The organism is Streptomyces sp. NPDC003284 (genome assembly GCF_053589675.1).
The window spans coordinates 411,058-434,030 of the sequence record NZ_JBSFSI010000003.1 but is presented as its reverse complement, the minus strand read 5'-3'; the positions used below and the strand labels follow the sequence as shown (position 1 = coordinate 434,030).

General features: G+C 74.0%; 14 protein-coding genes. 5 read left to right on the top strand and 9 right to left on the bottom strand.

Annotated features, from left to right (window positions below):
- Nucleotides 1–120 precede the first annotated feature (120 nt).
- Nucleotides 121–3,210 (bottom strand): AfsR/SARP family transcriptional regulator, encoded by a 3,090-nt coding sequence (locus ACWDYF_RS08945; RefSeq protein WP_389462673.1) that lies wholly within the window; start codon nucleotides 3,208–3,210, stop codon nucleotides 121–123.
- A 184-nt stretch (nucleotides 3,211–3,394) separates the two neighbouring features.
- On the opposite strand from ACWDYF_RS08945, the gene ACWDYF_RS08940 reads away from it, so the two are divergent.
- A complete protein-coding gene (locus ACWDYF_RS08940) occupies nucleotides 3,395–5,854 on the top strand; it encodes an ATP-binding protein (protein ID WP_389462674.1) in 2,460 nt (819 codons plus the stop codon).
- Between the two features lie 40 nt (nucleotides 5,855–5,894).
- Here the strand turns inward: ACWDYF_RS08940 and ACWDYF_RS08935 are convergent, their stop codons facing one another.
- The 5 genes from ACWDYF_RS08935 to ACWDYF_RS08915 all read right to left on the bottom strand — a co-directional run bounded on the left by ACWDYF_RS08935 (nucleotide 5,895) and on the right by ACWDYF_RS08915 (nucleotide 15,477).
- The gene (locus ACWDYF_RS08935) at nucleotides 5,895–6,461 is read right to left on the bottom strand and encodes a hypothetical protein (protein ID WP_389462675.1); all 567 of its coding nucleotides are present in this window, start codon (nucleotides 6,459–6,461) and stop codon (nucleotides 5,895–5,897) included.
- Nucleotides 6,462–6,985: 524 nt separating this feature from the next.
- The gene (locus tag ACWDYF_RS08930; RefSeq protein ID WP_389462676.1) at nucleotides 6,986–8,230 is read right to left on the bottom strand and encodes a hypothetical protein; all 1,245 of its coding nucleotides are present in this window, start codon (nucleotides 8,228–8,230) and stop codon (nucleotides 6,986–6,988) included.
- Between the two features lie 190 nt (nucleotides 8,231–8,420).
- On the bottom strand, nucleotides 8,421–8,822 hold the full coding sequence (locus tag ACWDYF_RS08925; RefSeq protein ID WP_381738697.1) for an XRE family transcriptional regulator: 402 nt from the start codon (nucleotides 8,820–8,822) through the stop codon (nucleotides 8,421–8,423).
- Nucleotides 8,823–9,370: 548 nt separating this feature from the next.
- Nucleotides 9,371–10,063, bottom strand: coding sequence for an RES domain-containing protein (locus ACWDYF_RS08920; protein WP_026252731.1), 693 nt, complete (start codon nucleotides 10,061–10,063; stop codon nucleotides 9,371–9,373).
- 392 nt (nucleotides 10,064–10,455) lie between these two features.
- Complete coding sequence (locus tag ACWDYF_RS08915; RefSeq protein ID WP_389462677.1) at nucleotides 10,456–15,477, bottom strand: hypothetical protein; 5,022 nt, start codon at nucleotides 15,475–15,477, stop codon at nucleotides 10,456–10,458.
- Between the two features lie 18 nt (nucleotides 15,478–15,495).
- Between ACWDYF_RS08915 and ACWDYF_RS08910 the strand changes: the two genes are divergently transcribed.
- Together ACWDYF_RS08910 and ACWDYF_RS08905 are read left to right on the top strand one after the other, a co-directional pair.
- Entirely contained in the window at nucleotides 15,496–17,016 is a 1,521-nt protein-coding gene (locus ACWDYF_RS08910) for a lipase/acyltransferase domain-containing protein (protein WP_451584270.1), read from the top strand.
- Nucleotides 17,017–17,221: 205 nt separating this feature from the next.
- Nucleotides 17,222–18,598: an alkaline phosphatase gene (locus tag ACWDYF_RS08905; RefSeq protein WP_389462678.1), complete on the top strand. Its 1,377-nt coding sequence runs from the start codon at nucleotides 17,222–17,224 to the stop codon at nucleotides 18,596–18,598.
- A 70-nt stretch (nucleotides 18,599–18,668) separates the two neighbouring features.
- On the opposite strand, the gene ACWDYF_RS08900 is transcribed toward ACWDYF_RS08905, so the two are convergent.
- Complete coding sequence (locus ACWDYF_RS08900; RefSeq protein WP_389462679.1) at nucleotides 18,669–19,925, bottom strand: MFS transporter; 1,257 nt, start codon at nucleotides 19,923–19,925, stop codon at nucleotides 18,669–18,671.
- Nucleotides 19,926–19,990: 65 nt separating this feature from the next.
- Between ACWDYF_RS08900 and ACWDYF_RS08895 the strand changes: the two genes are divergently transcribed.
- Together ACWDYF_RS08895 and ACWDYF_RS08890 are read left to right on the top strand one after the other, a co-directional pair.
- Nucleotides 19,991–20,377: a MerR family transcriptional regulator gene (locus ACWDYF_RS08895; RefSeq protein WP_389462680.1), complete on the top strand. Its 387-nt coding sequence runs from the start codon at nucleotides 19,991–19,993 to the stop codon at nucleotides 20,375–20,377.
- A complete protein-coding gene (locus tag ACWDYF_RS08890) occupies nucleotides 20,365–21,021 on the top strand; it encodes an HAD-IA family hydrolase (protein WP_389462681.1) in 657 nt (218 codons plus the stop codon). The genes ACWDYF_RS08895 and ACWDYF_RS08890 overlap by 13 nt, the downstream gene beginning before the upstream one ends.
- Before the next feature lie 106 nt (nucleotides 21,022–21,127).
- Here the strand turns inward: ACWDYF_RS08890 and ACWDYF_RS08885 are convergent, their stop codons facing one another.
- Complete coding sequence (locus ACWDYF_RS08885) at nucleotides 21,128–21,349, bottom strand: DUF397 domain-containing protein (protein WP_389462682.1); 222 nt, start codon at nucleotides 21,347–21,349, stop codon at nucleotides 21,128–21,130.
- 137 nt (nucleotides 21,350–21,486) lie between these two features.
- Nucleotides 21,487–22,839, bottom strand: coding sequence for a transcriptional regulator (locus ACWDYF_RS08880; protein ID WP_389462683.1), 1,353 nt, complete (start codon nucleotides 22,837–22,839; stop codon nucleotides 21,487–21,489).
- Between the last annotated feature and the right edge of the window lie 134 nt (nucleotides 22,840–22,973).

Below are 22,973 nucleotides of genomic sequence, written 5' to 3'. Positions count from 1 at the left end.
CTGGTGTTTCCGGCGCCGTGATCACGAATCGTAGCCCGCCGAGGCCGTGCCCATGACAGAGATACACGGAGATCGTCGATCATGTCCAACTGTGCGCGAAGACGCGTAGTGGTCTCTCTGTTATCGCTCGCTTCCGACGTCGCGCACGCGTACGCGCAGACGGGTCAGCGCCCGCTCCGCGCGGGTCTCCTCCGCCGGGGCGCCGATGCTCCGGCTGACCGCCAGGCTCTCCTCCAGGTGGGCCGTGGCCTGGGCGATGCGCCCGGTGTCCTGCTCGGCCCGCGCCATGTCGTACAGCGCGTCGATCTCCTCGCCCACGGCACGGATGCGCCGGGCCACCGCGAGGGCGGCGACATGCAGCGGAAGAGCCTGCTCGGCGCGGCCGGCCATGCGGTGCGCCCGGCCCTGCCCGTTCAGGGCGATGGCCTCCGCCCTGAGGTCGTCCACCTGGCGGAGCACGGGTAGCACGTCCGCGTACAGCTCCAGCGCCTCGTCCGTCCTGCCGAGCAACACCAGGACGTTCGCCCGGTTCATCCTGACCGTGGCCTGCTCCCTGCGGTCGGTCCCGCTCGCGGCCAGACCCATGGCTTCCCGGTAGGCACTCTCGGCCGACTCGGGGTCCCCCATCCTCGTCAGGAGTTCACCCATGTTGTTCAGTGAACTGTATTTCCCCCTGTCATTTCCGATCTCCGTGAAGAAGTCCAGGGCCGATCGGAAATGGGAAAGTGCTTCCTCGTTCTCGGACAGATGGAGATGGGTGATTCCGAGCAGATTGTGACTGCGAGCAATCTGAAGCTTATTTTTTGTTTGCGAAAGGAAAGCCAGCGCTTGCTTCTGGAGTGATTGGGCCAGCGCGTACTGACCTGTCTGCCAGAGCGGTATCGACATCTGGTGCACGCACTCGCTCTCCAGTTCCGGATCATTGAGCGAGCGGGCGAGTTCGCGGGCCTCGCGGGCCGCCGCTATCGCTTCCTCGAAGCGGGAGCGGTGGGTGCGGACCGTGCCGAGGTCCAGCAGGGCGCGGGCCAGTGCGGCGCTGTCGCCTGCGGCGGACCAGTGGTCGACGGCCCGCCGGTGCAGCGGCTCGGCCGTGGCGAGGTGGCCCTGCATGTCCAGGAACCCGGCCAACACATGGGCCGCACAAGCGAGTTGATGCGGCGTCCCGTGTTCCGCGATCCAGTCCAGCGAGTCCAGGAGATTCGCGCTCTCGGATTTCAGCCACTGCTCGGCGGCCCGGGTACCGGAGAATTCCGGAATCGCGGGGCGCACGGCCCCGTCGCTCACGCCGTCGAATGCCGTGCGGGAGCGGAAGGAATAGGCCAGCCGGTCGGCCGCGTCCGCCGCGCGGAGATAGAAATCGACCAGTCGTCCGGTGATCGAATCTGGTTGCTCTTCCGGTCCGTTCACATCGGTCCCGATCAACGAACGCGCATACCCGCGCAGAAGATCATGCAGAGTGAAACGATGCGGCACAGGCTCGGAGACCAGATTCTGGGCCAGCAATTCTTCGAGCACCCGTTCGACTGCACCGGGGGCCAGACCGGTCAGCGCGGCCACCGCGTACGGTCCGAACTCCGCGCCCAGGTGCAGTCCGATCCGGCGGAAGACCAGCCGCTGCCGCACGGTCAGGGCGTCGTAGGACAGGTCGAAGACGTGGGTGAGGCTGCGCTCGCCGTCGCGCAGCTCGTCCAGGTGCCCTTCGCCCGCGGCGAGCTGGGCCAGCAGGTCGGCGGTGGTCCAGGAGGGGTGGGCGAGCAGGCGGCTCGCGGCGATCTCGACGGCCAGCGGGAGATGTCCGCAGATGCGGACGATGTCGGTGACCTCCTGGTCCGTGGTGCCGCCGCGCGGCCCGAGGCGTTGCAGGAACAACGCCTTCGCGTCCTGCGGCGGCAGCACGCCCAGCGACACCGGCCGCACACCGGGCAGTCCGGGCAGCCGTTTGCGGCTCGTCACCACGACCGCGGTCGGCGAGGCGCCCGGCAGCAGCCGGCGCACCTGGTCCGGGTCGGCCGCGTCGTCGAGGATCACCAGCATCCGGCGGTCCCGCGCCATGGAACGCCACAGCGCCGTCAACTCGTCGGTGCTCTCCGGTAGTTCCGTACCGGGCACCCCGAGCAGCCGCAGGATCTCGGTGAGCGCCCGCCGGGGCGCGACGGCCGCCCGGTCGCAGGCGTGCCCGCCCAGGTGCACGAAGACGGCGCCGTCCGGATAGCGGTGGCGGACATGGTGGGCCAGATGGACGGCCAGGGCCGTCTTGCCGACGCCGCCCATGCCGGAGATCGACTCCACGGTGACCACGGGCGCCGCGTCCCCGGCGCCCTCGGACAGCGCCTCGGTCAGACGGTGCAGTTCCTCCTGGCGGCCGACCCAGGGGACGTCGCGCGGCAGGTTGTCCGGGATCCGCACCGGCGGCCGGGGCGCCGTCCCGCCGGTGACACCGACCTCGCGCAGCAGCGCGACCATCGGTGTCCCGGCCAGGATCCCCTCCTGGACGCGGTGCAGCCGGCGGCCCGCGTCCAGACCGCTGTCGCGGATGACCCGCTGCCGGGTCCGCTGGAGCAGCCTGGCCGCCTCGGCGGTACGGCTGCTGCCGTGCAGCGCCACGGCCAGCAGCTCCACCAGCGCCTCGTCGACGGGGCGCTCCGCCACCAGGGGCAGCAGCACCGGCACGGCGTCCGTGAACCGCCCGGCGCCGACCAGGATCTCGGCCCGGGTGATCGCGGCGACGAGGCGTGTCTCGGCGACCGTGGCGCGCAGATGGCCGGGCCAGGAGCCGCTGATCCCGGCCAGCGGTTCGCCGCGCCAGAGCCCGTCGGCCCGGTCCAGCAGGCCCAGCGCCGCCCGTTCGTCGTCGGTGCCCTTGAGCGCGCGGGCCTGGTCGACGCAGCTCGTGTAGTGCCGCAGGTCGACGCGGTCCGGGTCGACGCGCATCACGTAGGAGTTCGTCCGGCTGACGATCATCGTGGCGTCCTCGTCGGCGCCGCGCAGGGCGGCGCGGATCCGGGAGATGTGAGCGTGCAGCGTCTCCCGGGCCTTGACCGGCGGGTTCTCGTCCCATATACGGTGAATCAGGGTGTCTACCCCTACTGTCCGCCCCGCGTCCCAGGCCAGCGCCGCGAGCGCTATACGCGGCTTTATGGATCCGAGATCACTGCGTCGACCACCGACCAGCACTTCGACCGCTCCGGAAAGACGAATCTCGAACTCCACCAGCGACCTCCCCGACCAGGGTGGCGGCCTTGCGCTTCCAGGGCGTCCGAGGGTGTCATGGGCCTGCCATGCATGGCTATATGCCCACCGAACGAGACCGAAATTGAGCGATTAACGGTCCATCCTTTTCCCTTCTTGTTCCCTTCTTGGCCGCGGTGAAGACGATCTTCCGAAAGGGGCCTGCATGCGTTTTCCACGACCGGACGGAGTGGAGGAGCTGTCGGCGGCCATGGCCGCCTGCGCCGAGGACCGGGATTCCGCCGCCTGGCAGGAACTGCTCCATGTCCTGCGGACGGCGGGCCGCGGGGCCCCGGCAGCGGCCCCCTCGGACCGCGCCGCACGGACCGCGGCCTGGCACCGGCTCGCCCGCGAACTGTCCGCGCTGGCCCTGCGCGACACCGCCACGGGCGACGCCCTCACCCACTGGTTACGGCGCCACGGACCCCCGCCCCCACCCCCGCAGCAGCCGACCGCACCCACCGCCCCGACCAGCAACGTCATCAGCGGCGACGCCGTACTCGAAGGCCCCGTCGTGCAGGCCCGCAGCGTCAGCGGCGGCATCCACTTCCACCAGCCCGCACCCGCGCCCCCGCCCCCGCCCCGGCCGCCCGTACCGCGCCAGCTCCCGTACCGCACCGCCAGTTTCGTCGGCCGGGAGGACGACCGCCGCGCGCTGGACGCCCTGCGCGCCGCCCGCCCGGCCGACGCCTCGCAGGTCCTGGTCGTCAGCGGCCTGCCCGGGGTCGGGAAGACGACCCTCGCCGTGCGCTGGCTGCACGAGCACGCGGACGGCTTCCCCGACGGCCAGCTCTACGCCGACCTCGGCGGCCACACCGCCGAGGAGACCGGCCCCCGGGACGGCGGCGGGCCCGCCTCGCCCGGCACGGTCCTGGAAGGCTTCCTGGTCGCGCTCGGCGTGTCCGCGGTGCCCGCCGGCACCGCCCAGCGGGCCGCGCTGTGGCGCTCCCTGACCGCCGGGCTGCGGCTCGCCGTGCTGCTGGACAACGCCTTCACGGCCGCCCAGGTACGCCCGCTGCTGCCCGGCGGCCCGACCGGACTCACCGTCGTGACCAGCAGGAACAGCCTCACGGGGCTGCGGGTCGACGGGGCGTCGCTGCACCGGCTCGAAGGGCTGCCGACACGTTCGGCGGTCGAACTGCTCGCGGTCGGCGGCGGGGACCGCGTGGCCCGGGAGAGCGCCGCCGCGCACGAGGTGGTCCGGCTCTGCGGCCGGCTGCCGCTGACGGTCGGCCTGGCCTCCGCCCAGCTCGCCCTGCGGCCCCACCGCCCGGTGGCCGCCCTGGCCGAAAGCCTCGCCCGGGGACAGGGCGCCCTCGGCGCGCTCCGCATCGACGGCGAGGCCGTGATGCGGACCGCGCTGGACCTGTCGTACGCCCTGCTGCCCGCCTACGCGGCCGTGCTCTACCGCCGGATGGGCCTGCTGCCCACCGACCGGCACGACCTCCCGATGCTGGCGGCCGTGGCGAACGGCACGAGCGACGGGAGCGACGGCGAGGACACGGCCGTCGACACCGCCGTGGACGCCCTGGTGGAGGCCAACCTCCTGGAGGAGACCGGCCCGGAGACCCACCGCTTCCACGATCTCGTCCTGCCGCACGCCCGCCGCCTCGGCGAGCAGCACGAGGACCCCGCCCACCGCGCCGCCGTGCTGCGCCGGTACGTCGACTGGTGCCTGGTCACCGCGGGCGCCGCCGAACTCGTCCTGACCCCCAGTCACCGGCTGCCCGGCCACGACGTCCACGCACCGGACATCGCCCCCGCCTCCCTGGCGGGCCCCGAGGAGGCCCTCACCTGGCTCGACACGCACCGCAACGGCCTGATGGGCGCCGTACGGCACTGCGCGGACGCGGGCTGGGACACCCGCTGCTGGCGCCTGGTCGACCTGATGTGGCCCCTTTTCCTCCGGTTCCGCCCGTCCGCGATGTGGCTGGAGGCGCATCGCCTCGGGCTCGACGCGGCCCGCCGCTGCGGTGCGCGGGAGGGCGAGGGCCGGATGCTCACCTCCGGTGCGATCGGCCTGCGGGACGCCGGGGAGTACGAGGAGGCGGGCCAGTGGTACACATGGGCGCTGGCGAAGGCCGTCGAGGACGGCGACGTGCGCCAGCAGGCCCAGGCGGTCAGCGGGCTCGGGCACATCCGGTTGCAGACGGGCCGCCCCGCCGAGGCCCGCGACCACTTCCGCGAGGCGCTGCGGCTGCGGGAGGCCGTCGGCTACCGGCGCGGGGCCGCCCTGTCCCGGCGGCGGCTCGGCCAGACCGCCCTGGCCCTCGGCGAACTCACCGAGGCGGCCGAGCAGTTGCGCCGGGCGCACGACGAACTGGCCGCGCTGGACGAGACGTACGAGGCGACACGGGTACGGGCCCTGCTCGGGCACGTCCTGTGCCGGGACGGGCGGGACGCGGAGGGCGTCCCGCTGCTGCGGGACGCCCTCGCCGCCTTCCGGTCCGGTGACGCCCGCTCCGAGCACTGGGAGGGCCGCTGCCTGGAATGGCTCGGCCGGTCCGCCGAGGCGCACGGCGACACCGCCGGGGCGGCCCGGCTGTACGGCGGTGCCCTGGAGCTCGCGCGGAGGCTGGACCCGGCGGACGCGGAGCGCCTGGAGGACCGGCTGCGGCACCTGTGAGAGGTGCCGCAGCCGGTCGCTCCCCCGCGCCGTCCTCCCGTCACCCGCCGCCGGTGGAGTACCGCCCGGACCACGGGTGGTCCAGCGGGACGACGGCGCGCAGGGCCTCCCGTGCCCCGCCCGCCGCCAGCCACGCGTGCAGCACGGAGGCGGCCAGGGCCGAGGCGGCGTACGCCCCCGGCTCATGGCGTCCCGTGCCGTACGGCGCGGGCCCTGTGCGCCGGGTCCCAGGGCCGTCCGCCGGGCCGCCCCGCACGCCGGACACGCCGCGTACGCCGAGCACGTACCCGGTGCCGACGCCGGGCACCGCGGCGACCAGGCAGCCGGGGTGCCGGGCGAGCAGGTCGTCCACCCGGGCACGGGCCGCCGGAGCGGGCAGCGGCACCCGGCTCACCAGCACATCGGCGTGCTCCGCGAGCTCCGGCCGCCCCGGTGCGTCCGGATCCGCGCACAGGTGCACATCGCACGGGAGGCCGTTGGGTGGAGTGCCGTTGACCGGGAGACCTCCGTACGGCGGATGGCCGCAGGCCGGGCGCACCAGGCCGAGCGGTCCGTCCGGGGCGCGGGCCGGTGGGTCGGCACGGACGAAGGCCCGCCCGTGGGACACGTCCGACCGCCACAGGACGGCCGCCCATCCCGCCGGACCGGGGCTCCTGGGCGGACTCTGTGCGTCCGGCCGGGCCGCGGCGCCCGACCCGCCTGGGCCGTCCGGTTCCGGCCGGGCCGGAGTGGCCGAGCGACCGGGCGCGACCGGCCGCCCCGCACCGTCCGACCGGCCGGGCGCGGCCGGCCGTCGCAGGACGGCGAGCCGCCTCCAGCCGTGCAGCCGTTCCCAGGCGTGCAGCCGTTCCCAGCCGTGCGGTGGCTCCCAGGCGTCCCGGGGTCCCCAGTCCTCCGGTTCTCCCCGGTCCCGGGCGGGCGCGGTGTCCCCGGCCGGCCGGGGCCGGGGAGGGTGGCCGTCCCCGGGCGGGGTGCCCGGGGTGACGGCGGAGGCCGGGGCGCCGAAGCAGACGGTGACCCAGGCCGCGCCGGGGCCGGGACGCGGCGGCGGAGGCGGGGCCGGGGGTCCGGTCACCGGTGCGGTCGGCCGGGCCTCCCGCCGGCCGTGGCGGGGCGTCCCGGTCCGCTGCCTCATCGTCCGGCCCCCGGGCCCGCGGAGACCTCCCACCGCCGCAGTGGGGGCGGCGGTTCGGGTGGCGCGACGAGCAGGGGATGGGCCGGTTCGCCCAGGTCGAGCAGGCGGTAGACCAGGGCGCGCATCCGCCGGTGGAACTGACCCGGTACCGAGGTCAGCGAGGCGGCCACCTGGTCGTACTGGCCCGGACCGCGCTCGTGCGCCGCGTACTCCAGTTGCTCGGCCAGCGGCCGGGCGGAGGACAGCACGGGTGCGGCGGCGGCCAGCAGCGCCGCCGGGGAGGACGCCGACACCTCCCGGCGCGGGCCGTGCGTCAGCAGCACGGTCGCGTCGGTGAGCGTGCCGTAGGCCGTCAGGGAACCGTGGTCCCCGATGATCCAGTCGGCGGCGATCAGCAGGGGCTGCCAGTCGGCCTCGGGCGGTACGACCGCGATGCCCCGGTCGCGGCATCCGGCCAGCCAGCGGTGCACCTGCCAGGTGCCGTGCCCGGCGAACACGTTCGGATGGATCAGCAGGGCGATCCGGTGGCGGTCGTCCGGCGGGCGGCTCACCAGGTGCGGCAGCAGCGCGTCGAGGTGCCCGAACGTGGAGCCCTGCCCCCAGGTCGAGGCGACGACCACCAGGCGCTGGCCGTCCTCGACCCCCAGTGCGCGGCGGTAGTGCCCGCGCAGCGGCAGTCCGGCCGTGATCCGGTCGACGCAGGGGTCGCCCACCACATGGGCCACGGGCAGCGCCTCGGGGCAGGAGCGGGCCAGCTCCGCCACGTCGCGGTGGTGTGCGTAGACGATCGCCCTCGGCACCACCCGGCCCTCGTGCAGCAGGTGCCGACGGCTGAGCATCCCGGGCGGCCGGTGCTCGCCCGGGGCCAGGGACGTGGTGTCGGTGAGCGGTTTGATGTGCCCGGCGCCGTGCGAGATCCGCACGACCGGGGTGCGCAGTTCGTGCACTCCGCGCGAACCGGCGGCCAGCGCCAGGTCGAACTCGGTGCGGCGGGCTTCCTTCCAGGGCACGGTGGTGATGCCCTGCGCCTCCAGATACCGGGTGACCCCGGTGCCGAAGGCATGCGGTGCGGTGGTGAAGGCGACCTGCACACGCAGGTCGGCCTCCAGTAGTTCGAACACTTCCTTCAGGCGCTGTGCGAACGTCACCGTGTGGACGACCACCAGCACCCGCTTGCAGTCCCGTACGGTGAGCCAGTGCCCTCGCTCGATCAGTGCCGGTCTCGTGAATCCGACGGCCACGCGATCCCCCATCGCTCGTCTCGGCCAACAGCGGTCGACGAGGGGATTCCCGGTGCGCCGGGCACTTTCCTTGCAGTCTCCTTGCAGCGGCCCTACGCGCGACGCCCGCGCTCCGGGTGCGTTCGGCCGGAGCGCGGGCGGGCGACGTACAGAGGGGCGGGACGGGGTGACCGGCGCCGGGACGGCGTCGTCAGAGGTCGCCCTTGATGTAGGAACGGGCCGCCGCCATGGCGTCCTTGTGCCGGTCCTCGGCGATGGCCTGGATCGGGGAGTCGTCCTCCAGCTGCGGGTTCATCCCGATCATCCAGGCTCGGGCGGTGTGACAGTTCTCCTCGAAGGTGATCATCTGGAAGATCTGATACGCGGCCCGCAGCCGCAGCTCGGAGTCGATGCGCGGGCTGTTCTGCTCGCTGCACCACTTGCCCACCTGCTTGGGGTCCTCGATACCGGCGATGAAGGCGGTCAGCCGCTGGCCGAAGTTCTCCTGCAGGAAACGCGCGATGACCGCCGCGGAGGCCTGGACCATCTCTGCGTGGGCGGTGGTCTCGCTGTCCCGGTCGGTCCTGCTCTCCCGGTCGGTCAGGGTCTTCATGCTCTCCTCGATTCCTCGGCGCACCGTCCGGTGACCGGGACGGTGCGGCGGAGGGTGGTGTGTGGCGCTGCCTCAGGACGCGCGCACATCGGCCTTGATGCGGCCGGGCGCGGGGAGGCATGCGTGCGGGAGGAGGTGACGGCGGTCGCGGACAGGGACGCGAGCACGCGGACCGACCGTTCGACGGTCGGCCGTGGCGCGTCAGCGGGTAACGGACGCCTGGTCAACATCGCTCCCCCCATGGGTGTCTTGGGACAAGTCTACCCCTCGTCCCGGCGGATACTCCACCACTTTCCCCCCGGGAATCCCCCGGAAATCCCACCCGGAACCTTCCCGAACAGAGTACACGAAACGGACTCAGGACCGCCCGGAAAAGCGTGACCAGGGGATTTCCGCCGCCAACCAGGGGGGATGGACGGGGGTTTCGGTCGGCCCGGACGGGGGCAGTGTCATCCCATCAGGGGGCGGCCGGGTGGCGGAGGTGACGGGGCCGATGATCCGACGGTGACGGGCCGTCCGGCAGGCTCGGCGGGGTGCCCGCGCGGTGGTCAGAACAGGCGCAGGCCGTACTCCGTGGCGACTTCCTGGAGGGCCTGGTCCTCCAGGCGGATGGGGCGCCGTTCGGCGTGGGCGAGGTCGACGTCCTGGAGGACGGCCCAGCACTGCCGGCCGCCGTAGCCGGAGCGGTAGGCGATGCCCTGGGCCAGGCGGTGCCCGGTCCGGTTGCGCTGGGCCACGGTCCAGGCGGCGATCTGCCGGGCGATCCTGCGGTCGCGGCCGTGGATGTGCTCGTCGGTGAGGCCGTTCTCCACGCCCCACGCGCTCAGTTCGCTGTGCAGTTCCTTCATCAGGACCTCGCGGGTGGCGGAGGCGTCCACGTCGAGGAAGCGGGCGTCGCCGGGCGGCAGCAGCCGGACGAGCACATGGTCCTCGCGCCAGCCCGAGGCCAGGTGGCCGAGGCGCATCGTGCTGGGTTCGAGGTCCCAGTCGCCGCCGATGAGGGTGCGCATCTTCGGGTGGACCCGGAAGTGCGCCAGCGCCTCCGCGTAGCAGCCGGCCAGCTCGCTCGCGCAGTAGAGCATGCCGTAGGTGGCCAGGCTGAACCGGCCGGCGCTGGAGCCCTGGCTCGTCTCCGGCTCCAGCCTGTTGTACGCCAGCGGCTGCCCGCGCTTGCCCAGGCGCCACATCCCCCGCTCGGGGGCGGAGACGAGCGCCACGGGAGGTTCGTCGGCCGACCCCATCACACGTGTGCCTTTCCGGCGGCGGCGCGCGCCGCCGGGGTTGTCGTTCATACACCCTCGCTGCTGGGCCGCTGTTGGCCGGCGGACGACACGGCCGGAGTCCGGGAGACCCGGCCGGCGGAGTGCGTACTCCTGGTGTTCCACCGGTGTTCCGCCGGGTGGGGTGGTACCGGGTGGTGCATGTGCCGACGGGACATTCGAGCGATCATTGTCCCGCAACTGCGGTGAAGGGGGGCGGTTTTCGGCCTGCGCGCGGGGGCGCGCGGGAGAGGCGCTGAGGCATCCGGAGGGCGCACGCCCGGCTCAGGGCGCCCGGCCGACCGGGGTGCGGGACCGGACTGGAAGGGGCGGGGCCGGGCGGTCAGGGGACCGCGGGTGTCGGCTTCGTCGGCTCAGTAAGGGCCCAGGTCCAGTTCGAAGACGCTGAGGCCCGCCTTTCCGGCCACGAGCAGTACGGGGTGGCCCGGCGGGGTGCCGTCGCCGTCCGCCGGGCGGGCCCGGAGGACGCCCAGCGGGCTGCCGGTGACGACGCGTCTGACCCGGGTACCGGTGGTGACGTCCCAGATGTGGACGGTGCCGCCGGGGCCGGTGGCCGCCAGGTGGGGGCGGCCGGCCGGGGTGCGGAAGCAGGCGAGGGCCGTGACCGGGCCGTCGGCGGCGTCCAGTGCCGCGCCGACGGGGCACAGCGCCTCCGCGTCCCACAGGCGTACGGTCCCGTCCTCGCCGCCCGAGGCCAGCAGCGGTCGCTCATCGGGCCCGGCGGGCACCGCGGCCACGGCGTGGACGCCCTGCTGCCCGCAGTGGACGGGCGGACCGGCCGGACCGGTGGCGGGATCCCAGCTCCGCAGGGTGCCGTCCGCACCGGCCGAGACGACGCGCGGACCGTGTGCGGTGGTGAGCACGGCCAGGTCGCGGACGCTCAGGCGGTGGTCGTCCCAGCAGGCGAGGCGGGTCTGCCGCCCGAGGTCCCACAGGTGGACGGAGCCGTCCGCGCCGCCGGTGGCCAGCAGGGTCCGTCCGGTGCCGTCCGGGAAGGCCGCCATCGTCTGCACGGGCAGGCTGTGGCTCACCAGCGTGCCGCGGCGCACCGGCGCACCGGCGAGGTCCGAGCCCGCGCCCGCGCCCACCGACCACAGCTGCACGCTGGCGTCGCTGTGCGCGGTGACCAGCAGCGGCCCGTCCGCGGTCGCGGTCCACGCGAAGGCCGTCACCGCCGAGTCGCCGACGGGCAGCCGCACCTGGCCTCCGGTGTCCGCGTTCCACAGCGTGGCCTCCTCCTCGTCGGCCACCGCGACGAGCAGCGGCCCGCCGGTCGCGTCCCGGCCCGGCAGCGCGGCGGCCACGACCGGGCGGCGCACGGCCGGGGCCGGGCGGCTGCCGTGGCCCGTGAGCAGCCAGCGGCGCAGGGTGCGGTCGCCGCCCGCGGAGACGACGGACGGGACGGTGCCCGGCACCGCGGTCAGGGCGAGCGGGGTGGCCGTGTGGCCTTCGAGGGGGCCGCCGAGCGGACGGCGCGTGCCGGTGTCCCACACCCGCAGCACATGGTCGGTCCCGGCGCAGACCACGGCGGGCTCGCCGTCCACCGGTACGGCGGCCAAGGCCGTGGCCGACCGCGCGGGCGGCGGTCCGGCCGTCACCTCACCACCGCCCTCCGCCACATCCCAGAAGCCGAGGTGCCCGGAGTCGTCGCAGGTCGCGAACCGGTTCGGCGTGGGCAGCCCGACCACGGCCCGCACCTCGTCCGGGTGCTCGCCCAGCGGGACGAGCCCCTTCCCCGGCCGCCACACGCCGACCCGCCCGCCCTGGGCGACGGCCAGCGCCATGCCCTCTCCGGGAGCGAGTCCGACCCCGGCCAGGATCGCCGGTACGGGGTCGAGCACCGGGAGATCGGCGGTGTCGTCGACGTCGGAGGGAGCGGAGGGAGCATCGGGGCCGGAGGGGTCCGAGGGGTCGGAGGGGTCCGAGGTGGCGACCGTGTGGAAGGTGACCGGGTCCAGGGCCGTGAGGCGGCCGTCGCTGTGGGCGACGAGGACGCGGGACGGCCCGTCCGCCGGGGTGAGGAGCGTGAGACCGCTGACCCAGGTGTGCGGGCGGCGCAGCGCCTCGCCCAGCAGCCGGCCCCGGGTGCTGTCCCAGACCCGTACGGTCCCGTCCGTACCACCGGAGACCAGCAGGTCGTCAGGGAGCGGCAGCAGGTGCTGGAGGGCGCCGCCCTGTGTGCGGGCGGGCGCGCCGACCGGGGCGCCGTACGTCTCCCAGCGGCGCAGCGTCCCGTGGCTGTCGCCGGTGATCAGCAAGGGCCTGCCGTCGGACGTGACGGTGTGGGCGAGGGACTCGACGACGGTGTCGGTGACGGCCAGGACGTTGTCCGCCGCCGTCCAGTCGGTCCACAGCGGGGTGAGACACGAGCCCGTCAAGTGCCTTGCTGTCGCGGGCAGTTCGGACAGCGGTACGCGGCGGTGGGCCGCCGCGTGGTGCGCGAGGTGCAGGCCGGCCTGCCGGGACTCCGGAGCGGCGTCGCCGAGGAACGGCTCGATGGCGGCCCACGCCTCCAGCCACTCCTGCCGCTGTCCGGTGCCGGTCTGCCGCAGCAGGGTGCGGACCTTGCCGCTCGCCTCCCAGGGCAGCAGGGCGCGCGGTACGTGCGCGTCGTCGAGGACGTCACCGCGTGCGGCGTGCGCCGCGAGGTGGCGGCTCAGGTAGGGGTGCGGCGGGACGGTCGCGTCCTCGGTGACCAGTTCGGCCAGCGCCTCGGCGATGAGCCGGTGGGCCTCGGCCCGGGTGGTCCATGTTCCGGGGGTTCCGGGGGCCGCGGGGTTTCTGGGGGGTCCGGGGGTTCCAGGGGTGGGGCGGGCCGGTGCGGTACGGCCGGACCGCCTGCGGGCCGTCTGGTCCGGGAGGGCGGCCCGGCCCGGTCCCGCCGCGGCCCGGGGGCCCGTACGCTCCCGGAGGCCGGGCAGGACGCCCGGACCGGACGGCCCGCAGGCGGTCCGCACGTCCCGGGCGTCCGCCGCCTCGTTCACGTCCGCCGCGCCTTTCACGTCCTCCGCGTCCGCCGGGGCCGGTGAGTGGCCCCGGCCCGGCAGGAGGTTCTGGCGCGGGTCGCGGAGGATCTCGGCCAGGCGCTCATGGGCCGGGCGGTACACGATCCGGTCGTCCTCGTGGTCGTGGGCCAGATACCCGGAGAGGCCGCCGCGCAGCAGAATGCCGATCATGCGGTCCGGGTCCTCGACGGGCCGCCCCAGCAGCGCCCCGGCCACCGCCGGCCACACGGTGGACCAGGGGATGCCCGCGCCGAGCGCGAAGGCACCCGCCCGCAGCAGCGCCAGGGCCACGTCCGGCGGCAGGCCCTCCGCCCGCGCCAGGACGAGATCCCGGCGGAGCAGTCCGGTGGTGCCGGTGTGCAGCAGTTCCCGCCACCGGCGGCTCGCGACCAGGACGGCCGGGTCGGGGGCGGCCCGCAGTTGCTCGCCCGCGAGCCGGGCGTCCAGGAACGAGGGCCACACCTCGGCGGCGACCGTCTCGGCGGCCTCGCGCACGGCCGCCGCCCGTCCGGCGGGCCCGGCGCCGGAGCCCGCGCCCTCCTCCGTGTCCGGGCCCGGCCCCGTTCCTGTTGCCGTCCCCGTATCCGCATCCGCACCCGCACCGGCACCGACCAGCGCCTCCACATAATCGGCGATGTCGGCGCGGCTGCCCGGTCCGTCCGTGCGCAGGACCGTCGCCGAGGGGAAGACCTCGCGCAGCGCGCCGAGCAGTCCGGTCTCCCTCCGCCCGGCGGCCCGCGTGCTCTCCCCCGCCGCGTCCGGCTCCTCCCGTTCCTCGGGTGCCTCCTGCTCCTCCTGCCCCTCAAGTTCCTCTGGTTCTTCAGGTTCCTCCGGTCCCTCCGGTTCCCCCGGTCCGGTCGCCGGTCGGCTGCTGCGTACGCCGATGACCAGCCGGAGGCGGCGGCGGCCGGTGCCCGGGTCGGCGCGGCGCGGACCGGGGAGGGCGGCGCCGGGCGGGGGCACGCAGTGCGCGCCGAGCGGGGCGAGGACGCCGTGCACGATCCGGAAGGGATCGGCGGCCTCGTCGAGTCCGTCCAGCACCACGGTCACCGGGTCCCCCGGCTCGCCGAGGTACGCGTCGAGCAGGGCCGTCCACCGCTCCACCGGGTCGTCGGCGGGGCCGGGCGCGGGCGGGTCGATGCCCAGGCCCCGCAGCAGTTCCCCGAGGACCTCGGCGGCGGTGCGGCGGCGGGCGAGCACCGCCACGGAGACGGCCTCCTCGGCCGGTACGGTCTCCGGCGGCGCGGAGCCGACGGCGTCCTGGTAGCGCGGGTTGGCGCGGAACAGCGGGTCGCTGAGGGTCACCGCCCGGCCCAGCACCGCCGACTTGCCGCTCCCGGCGGTGCCGGTCAGCAGCAGCACGCCGCCCGGCCGGCCGAGGAAGGCGGCCAGCGCGGCGTTCAGGCGCCGCCGCCCGCTGAAGTACCAGCCGGGATCGTCCGCGTGCGGCCGCCCGCTGGCCCGCGCGAGCCATACGTCGATGTCGGCGGCGGGCGTGGCCACCGGGCGGCGGGCGGGCGCGACCACCTCGCGGGGCGGCCGGTACCCGGGGTTGGGCAGGCAGGGCGAGGGGACGGTCGAGCCGGAGCCGTCGATGACCCGGTGCAGCCGGTGCTTGCGCCGCTCGGGGTCGGAGCCCAGCTCGTTCTCGAACTCGGTCATCAACTGGGTGACGCTCAGCCGCTCGTGGGTGATCTGGGCGCTGGTGCGCAGCCGGTCGAGGACACGGCGCAGCACCGAGGGGAAGCGCCGTACCTGCACCAGCTGGTCCTGGTCGCAGGTGGCGACGACGTCGAGTTGGGCGCCCCGGCGGCGGCGCCCGGCGATCTCCCCGAACAGCGGCAGGAGTTCACCGGCGACGCCCTGGGCGAAGCAGGTGTTGACGATGACGAGGACGTTCTCGGCGTGGGAGTCGAGGGCGGCGGCGACGAGGTCGCTGGTGCGCACGGCCGTGGCGAGCTGCCGCGTCGGGTCCGTCCCGGGCAGTTGCAGGAAGTGCGTGCGGGAGGCGCCCATCCTGCCGTGGCCGGTGATGAAGAGGACCAGGGCCTTGCCGCGGTTCTCGCGCACCCCGGCCTCGTACAGGAAGCGCTCCACGTCGTGGCGTTCGCGCAGTTCGGGCTGGGGGACCTTGTGGAAGGGCTCGGCGGAGCCGGGCGAGCACCACCACTCGTCGAGGACGGCGAGCTGTTCGTCGATGCCCTCGGTGAACTCGGTGTCCCCGTCGTCGTAGTCGCGGACCGCGACCGTCACCAGGACGCGCTCGGGGCTCTGTCCGCGGTCCTCCGGGCCGCTTCCCCGCCCCTGTCCCGGCAGCGCGTCCGGCGATGTGTCACCGCTTCCCGCAAGTGCTCCCGCCCCCCGCTGCATGCTCCCTATTCTTCCCTCATGAGCCAACCGTCGCAGCAGTATCCGGCACCCGAACGGCCCTACCGCCTGCCCGCTCTGTCACCCAACACGACGCAGGACGCGGTGGTCGTCGTCCCCGGCATCATGGGCAGCGAACTGTACGACGTGGAGCGGGACCGAGTGGTGTGGGGCCTGGCGAACACCGGGTGGCTGCTGCGCGCCTGGACCACGCCCGGGGGGCTGCGGCCGCTGCACCTGACGCCGGACGAGCGCGAGGGCCGGCTCGGCCGCATCCGTGCCCGGCGGCTGCTGACGACGCCCGCCTGGAGTCCCGTGCTGCGCGGGGTGGAGCCGTACACCGACCTGGTGGCGACCGTGACGCGGAGCGTGGCCGCGCCCGAGGCGGTGCTGGAGTTCCCGTACGACTGGCGGCTGCCGGTGGCCGTGAACGCGCGGCTGCTCGCCGCCGCCGCGCGGGCGCACCTCGAACGCTGGCGCGCGCACCCGGCGCACACGCAGGCGCGCAGGCACCGGGTCGACGAGCGCGAGGGGCGGCTGGTGTTCGTCGCCCACTCCATGGGCGGGCTGCTCGTGCACGCCGCGCTGGGCGACGGGCCGGACGGCGGGGAACTGGCCCGGGACACCCGGGGGGTGTGCACGCTCGGGACGCCGTTCCAGGGGTCGGCCGCCGCCGCGCTGATCCTCAACACCGGCCGGGGCACGCCGGTGCCGCTGCCGCACGGGCGGCTGCGCGACCTCGCGGTGACCCTGCCGGGCCTGCACGACCTGCTGCCGACGTTCCCGTGCCTGGACGAGGGGCTGAACGTACGGCGGCTGACCACCGTGGACATCGCCGACCTGGGCGGGGACAAGGACCTCGCCCAGGAGTCGCTGGCGTTCCACGAGCGGCTGCGCGGCCGGACGCTGCCCGGACACCGGGCCGTGGTCGGCATCAGCCAGCGCACGGTGCAGTCGCTGGCGCTGCGCCAGGGGGTCGTGGAACCGTACGAGCACAGCTTCCGGCGGCACAGCGACGGCGAGCTGATGCGGGACGCGAACGGCGCGCCGCGCCGCTTCGACGTCGCGGGCGACGGGACGGTGCACCGGGAGTCCGCCGCGCTGAGCCGGGCCACGGTGCCGCTGGCCCTCCAGCACGGGGCGCTGGCCAAGGGCGAGGCGGCGCTGGAGGCGGTCACCGCGTTCCTGGAGGAGGACGAGCACCTGGGTCCCCCGCAGGCCGCCGCGGGTCTGGGACTGCGGGTGCCGGACCTGGTCGCGCCCGGCGCGCGCTGGACGGTGCGGGTGCACGGCGCGGACGGCCCGGCGGGGCTGGAGTGCACGGTCGAGGAGGTCACGGAGACGGGCGCGCCGGGCGGCTTCCGTACGCGGGCCGCGCTGGAGGCCGACGAGTACGGCGACGAGGACATCGTGGCCGGGCGGGTGACCGTACCGGCGCCCGGCCTGTACCGGGTCGTGCTCGACTCGGGCGACGACACCCCGCTCACGCAGCTCGTCCTGGCGGGCGCGGAGGCGGAGGACGGGCCCGGCCTCACGGACTGAGCGCGCCGGGGCGCGCGCCCGTACGAGGTCTCGGCCGCGCGCCCCCTCGGGGGCGGACGGCCGTCATGCGCGCGCAACCAAGACCGGGTCACGACTTTCCCAGTGGTTCACCAAGGGCTGGTGGGCTGCACTCCGTCGGCAGCCGTACGACGCCCGTACCCGACGTACGGGCGCCCGGGTACGGACCTTCCAAGGAGTCGCTCCCATGCACAGACCCACCCGTCGTCAGCTCACGATCGCCACCGCGCTGGCCGTCACCACCGCGGCCGCCCTGACCGCCACCACGGTGGCCGGCGCCTCGGACAGCAAGCAGCACGCCCAGCACGCCATCCAGGGCGGCAAGGCGAAGAACGTCATCCTGCTGATCGGCGACGGCATGGGTGACTCCGAGATCACCCTCGCCCGGGACTACACGGTGGGTGCCAACGGGCGCCTGAACATGGACAAGTTCCCGCTGACCGGCGCGTACACGACGTACGCGGTGCACGCCGACGGCACGCCGGACTACGTCACCGACTCCGCCGCCAGCGGCACCGGCTGGGCCACCGGCCACAAGACGGTCAACGGCCGCATCTCCAAGACGCCGGGCTCGGACAAGGCCGTCCCGACCATCCTGGAGCTGGCGCAGCGGAACGGCTACGCGACCGGCAGCGTCACCACCGCCGAACTCACCGACGCCACCCCGGCGGTGCTCGCCTCGCACGTCACCGACCGCTCCTGCCAGGGCCCGGCCGACATGGCCAAGTGCCCCAAGGACACGGTCAAGGCCGGCGGCCCCGGATCCATCGCCGAGCAGTCCGTCGACCACAAGGTCGACGTGCTCTTCGGCGGCGGCAAGCAGCGCTTCGACCAGAAGATCACCGAGGGCCGGTACAAGGGCCTGACCGTGACCCAGCAGGCGCAGAAGCTCGGCTACCAGGTCGTCACCGACAACGCGTCGATGAAGGCCGCCCGGCCGGGCAAGCCGGTCCTCGGCCTGTTCGCCGACGGGAACGTGCCGGTGGAGTGGACCGGCAAGGGCGCCGCGGTCGGCGGTACGGCCCCGCAGCGGTGCGTGACCTCCAACAGCGAGCGTCCCGCGAGCACGCCGAGCCTGGCCGACTCCGCCACCAAGGCGATCCAGCTGCTGGAGGCCAAGCAGAAGCAGGGCCACGGCCACGGCCGCTCCGACAAGGGCTTCTTCCTCCAGATCGAGGGCGCCTCGATCGACAAGCAGGACCACGCCGCCGACCCGTGCGGCCAGATCGGTGAGACCGCGGCCTTCGACCGCGCGGTCAAGGTGGCCCGCGACTACGCGGCCAAGCACCCCGACACCCTCGTGGTGACCACCGCCGACCACGGCCACAGCAGCCAGATCGTCCCGGTGGACGCCATGCCGCCCGGCCTGTCCTCCACCCTGGTCACCGATGAGGGCCAGCAGCTGAAGGTCAACTACTCGACCAACACCCCGGGCCAGTCGCAGGAGCACACCGGCACCGAGGTCCGTATCGCCGCGCAGGGCCCGCAGGCCTTCCGCGTCCTCGGCGTCACCAACCAGACGGACCTGTTCACCACGGTCCGCGAGGCGCTGCGCCTGCGCTGAGCGCGCGCCCCGCACCGAGGGGCGGGGAGTGGAGGCGCCGCACCTCCGCTCCCCGCCCCTCTTCTGTGTCTCAGCGGGAGGCGCGTGGGGCCGGGAAGCCGTGCCTGCGGGCGCCCAGCACGACGAGCAGCACCGGCACCAGCAGGGCGAGGACGGTCCACGGGAAGGAGTCCGGCCCGGCCGCGTCCAGCAGGACGCCGCCCGCCGCGCCGCCGACCGCCATGAACGAGTTCCAGGTGGTGACCAGCAGCGGCTGCGCGCGGTCGCCGCCGGCCGCGGCCACCGCGGTCTGGAGCAGCGTGGACACCCCGCCCCAGCCCAGGCCCCACAGCACCACCGCCGGATACACCAGGGCCTGCCCGCCGCCCGGCACGGTCAGCAGCGCGGCGGCCGCCAGGAACACGGCGGTGCTCGCGACCGTCAGGGTGCGCAGTCTGCGGTCGACCAGGACGCCGGTGACGACGATGCTCACCACCGAGGCGAGACCGAGGACCAGCAGGACCGTGTCCCGGGCGCCGCCCGCGCCGCGCGCGTCGAGGAACGCGGCGATGTAGGTGTAGAGGATGTTGTGCGCCAGCACATAGGCGGCGACGACGAACAGCACCGGCACGACACCGGGCAGCCGCAGCGCGCCCAGCACCGGTTCGCGCTTGCCCGGCCGCCGCCCCGGGTGGTCCGGCACGGACACCGCGATCCACACCGCGAGCCCCACCGAGACCGCGGTGACCAGCCCGAACGTGGCCCGCCAGCCGACCAGTCCGCCCAGGAAGGTGCCGACCGGGATGCCCAGGGAGAGGGCCAGCGGCACGCCCGCCATGGTGATGGCGATGGCCCGGCCGACCAGGTGCGGGGGCGCCAGGCGGCGGGCGTAGCCGACGAGTTCGGCCCACACCACGGCCGCGGCGACCCCGGCGGCGAGCCGGAACGCCATGGTCAGCAGGTACTGCGAGGACAGCGCGGTGACCGTGTTGGCCACGGCGAAGGTCACGACGGCCGCCAGCACCAGCCGCTTGCGGCGCCAGCGGGCCGTGGCCGCGGACACGGGCAGCGCGGACAGGCCCGTGGCGATGGCGTAGACCGTCAGCGTCTGCCCGGCGGCGGGCTCGCTGACGGAGAGGTCACGGGCCATCTCGGGCAGCACCCCGGCGGGCAGCGCCTCGGTGAGGATCGCCATGAAGGCGGCGGTGGCGAGGGCGAGCAGCGCGGACAGCGGGAGCTTCCCGCGCGGCTGCGGAGTGCCTGTGGGGGGTCCGGGAAGAGCGTCCGTGGACGGTCCGGGAAGAGCGTCCGTGGGCCGTCCGGTGCACGGCGTCTGCGACATCGACATGCCTGTTAGGGTTCAACCCTCACATACATGTGAAGGTCAATCCGGTTCCGTATGAGGTGGGTCACATGCGCATCGGAGAGCTGTCCGCCCGCACCGGCACCCCGGCCCGGCTGCTGCGCTACTACGAGGAACAGGGCCTCCTCGTCCCCGACCGCTCCCCGAACGGCTACCGCGACTACTGCGAACGCAGCGTGGACCGCGTCCTCCAGATCCGCGGCCTGCTGGACTCCGGGCTCCCCACCCGCGTCATCAAGCAGATCCTCCCCTGCCTCAAGGAACCCCGCTCCATCCAGGTCGCCGACGCCACCCCGGAGACCATCGCCACCCTGGTCCGCGAACGCGACAGCATGACCCAGCGCATCACCTGCCTGATCCGCAGCCGCGACGCGATCGCGGAGTACGTGGACTCGGTACTGGCCCAGCAGCGGGAGGACGCACGGTGCACGGCCTGATCCTGGACTTCGCCGGCGTGCTGACCGCCAGCCCCCTGGAAGCGCACCGCACCCGGTGCGTGTCGGAAGGACTTGCCCCGGACGCGTGGCGCAGCACCCTCGGCGATCACCCCGAAGGCCGACGTCTCTACGCCGCCCTGGAGATCGGCGGGATGGGGCAGGCGGAGTGGAACGAGGGCACTGCCGCTCTGCTCGGGCCGCACGTCGATCCGGTCAACCTGATGGGCCGGGCCTGGGCCGAAGTCCCCGCGGCGCCACGGATGGTCGCGCTCGCACGTGCCGCGCGGGCAGCCGGTCACCGTCTCGCCCTGCTGTCCAACAGCTTCGGCCTCGACCCGTTCAACCCCTACGAACACGTCGGCGTCTGGGATCTGTTCGACACGCACATCGTGTCCGAGCTGGCCGGAATGGCCAAGCCCGATCCAGCGATCTACCGACTCGCCCTGGAGCGGATCGGGTTGCCCGCCGAACGGTGCGTCTTCGCGGACGACCACGCGGTGAACCTCCCACCGGCCGCCGCGCTGGGCATCACCACCGTCCACGTGACCGACGAGGACACGGCCGTGGCCGAACTGGAAGCCTTCCTCAGCCTTCCGCCGGACACAGCGCGCCCCACGCCTGATCGCTCATGGCCGGGTGTGTGAGGGATGCTCACCGACACCTGCCCCGCCGTAGATTGGGATCGTCCTGCGTACACGAACGGCCCATCCCCGAATGCCGTGGGGCGGCCCCGCCGTCGCGTGTGGCTCCCTACTCCGCGGCGCCGAGCCCGCCCGCGGCGGCAGCCGCAGCAAATGACGACAGGGCCCCACGTGTGAACAGCAGCGCGGGTCCGTGCGGGGTCTTGCTGTCCCGAACAGCCACCGTCTCGGCGCCTACGATGCCGCACTCCACACACTGTGCCCCGCTGTCGCTGTATGTGGGCTTCCACCACGCCACGGGCAGGGTGGAGGCGTCGTCAACGTTGGTCATGCGCTCTCCCTTGTCTCGGTGATCAGCCCGGCCGGTCCTGTCGATGCCTCGGCCGGGAGCGCGGCAGAGGCAGCGACAATCGGGCCTGGATACCGCACGAGAGGGTGGTCTCCGCGTGCGGACCGCGTGCGGCGCGCCTACGCGGCGGCGGCCAGCTCGCGTGCCCGTTCCGTGAAGTCCGCGACGAGGCGGTGCTGCCCGAACGGCTGCATGCGCCGCGACAGATCTCCGACCGCCTCGACGGCCCTCGACGACTTGACCTGTCCGGCGAGCTTGAGTGTCCGCACACCCGCGGCATGAGCGGCCTCGAGGTCGCGTCGTTGCAGGTGGGACACCGCAAGGGCGGCCTGGGACATCGCGCCGCGGCGGGCCCGCTTCTGCATGTGCGCGTGGCCGATGGACCGGCGGGCGTGTTCCTCCGCCGACGCGGCGTCGCCCAGGTCGCGGAAGGTGTTCGCGTGCTCACCATGGAGGTACGCCGGGTCGATGAACTCCGCCCAGTCCGGTTCGCCGTCGGGGTCGACGTGTTCGTACGCCCGTTCCGACTGGGTGACCGCGTGCGCCGCAGCCGCCTTCTCGCCGAGCAGCGCGAGGGCGCGCGCCTCAAGGCACCACAGGTCCGCCAGGCACGCCGCCGACGTGGTCCTCGGCAGCCCTTGGCGGCCGGCCTGTGCGAGGCGCCGCCCCTCGGCCGGGTTCCCGAGCAGCGTCGCTTGATCGGCCATACCCGCGAGCACATGTGCGCCGAGAGCCGGGTTACGCGACTCTTCGGCCAGGCGCAGCGACTGGATCAAGTACCGCTGAGCAACGCTCTGTTCGCCGTTGTCGTAAGCCATCCAGCCCAGGAGGTACGTCTGTTCGGCCGCTGCCTCGCACAGTGCGCGCCGGACGTCCTCGGCGTGGGCCCGGCGCAGCAGCGGGTACACGTGCGCGTTCATGTAGTCGGCGAGCACCAGGCGTCCCGACCCGCCGCCCTGGAAGATGTCCATGCGCTGGAAGGTCGTGAACATGTTCTTCACCGCGGACACGTCCTCGAGGCGTACCCGCGGGCCCTCCAGCGGTTCCTGGTCAAGGGTATTCAGCAGCCAGTCCCGCGAGGGTCCCACCCCCGCGACGGCAGCGAACGGCGCGGCTGCAAGGAACTTCCGTCGATCCACGTCAGCTCTCCCCAGGTCTGCGACGACTTCCACCGTAGCCGCGTAACTGGAGTTGTACACGAGACCGGCGTCGGCCAACCCGCTGTCGCCGAGGCCGAGGTCGTACGTCGTGACCCGGTATCCGAAGTGATCCGAGAACACCGCGGCGAGGATGTCCGGCACAGGCGCCCGCGGCGTCTCGCCTTGGAGCCAGCACCGAACCCGAGTCGCGTCCGGTGAAATATGCGGCTGGTTCCACTGAATGGCCTTGGATTTCACACGGCGGGCTAACTCCCCACGGCTCATCCCGGACCGTTCCAACCGCTGTGCGAGCTTGTCGTTCAGCGCCTTCATCCCTAGCCCCTTCGCGACGGAGGGTAGCGAAAGCGACACCCTTCGACACCCCTCACGACGGTACCGCCGATGCCGCCTCGCCTGTTGCCTGAGTCGGAGAACCAGCCGGTCCGCCGACCGGACCGCGACAGCCT

Coding starts and splice junctions, on each gene's coding strand:
- ACWDYF_RS08915 (WP_389462677.1), bottom strand. CDS start 15,477: ATGCAGCGGGGGGCGGGAGCACTTGCGGGAAGCGGTGACACATCGCCG.
- ACWDYF_RS08910 (WP_451584270.1), top strand. CDS start 15,496: ATGAGCCAACCGTCGCAGCAGTATCCGGCACCCGAACGGCCCTACCGC.
- ACWDYF_RS08920 (WP_026252731.1), bottom strand. CDS start 10,063: ATGGGGTCGGCCGACGAACCTCCCGTGGCGCTCGTCTCCGCCCCCGAG.
- ACWDYF_RS08880 (WP_389462683.1), bottom strand. CDS start 22,839: ATGAAGGCGCTGAACGACAAGCTCGCACAGCGGTTGGAACGGTCCGGG.
- ACWDYF_RS08885 (WP_389462682.1), bottom strand. CDS start 21,349: ATGACCAACGTTGACGACGCCTCCACCCTGCCCGTGGCGTGGTGGAAG.
- ACWDYF_RS08925 (WP_381738697.1), bottom strand. CDS start 8,822: ATGAAGACCCTGACCGACCGGGAGAGCAGGACCGACCGGGACAGCGAG.
- ACWDYF_RS08940 (WP_389462674.1), top strand. CDS start 3,395: ATGCGTTTTCCACGACCGGACGGAGTGGAGGAGCTGTCGGCGGCCATG.
- ACWDYF_RS08905 (WP_389462678.1), top strand. CDS start 17,222: ATGCACAGACCCACCCGTCGTCAGCTCACGATCGCCACCGCGCTGGCC.
- ACWDYF_RS08900 (WP_389462679.1), bottom strand. CDS start 19,925: ATGTCGATGTCGCAGACGCCGTGCACCGGACGGCCCACGGACGCTCTT.
- ACWDYF_RS08895 (WP_389462680.1), top strand. CDS start 19,991: ATGCGCATCGGAGAGCTGTCCGCCCGCACCGGCACCCCGGCCCGGCTG.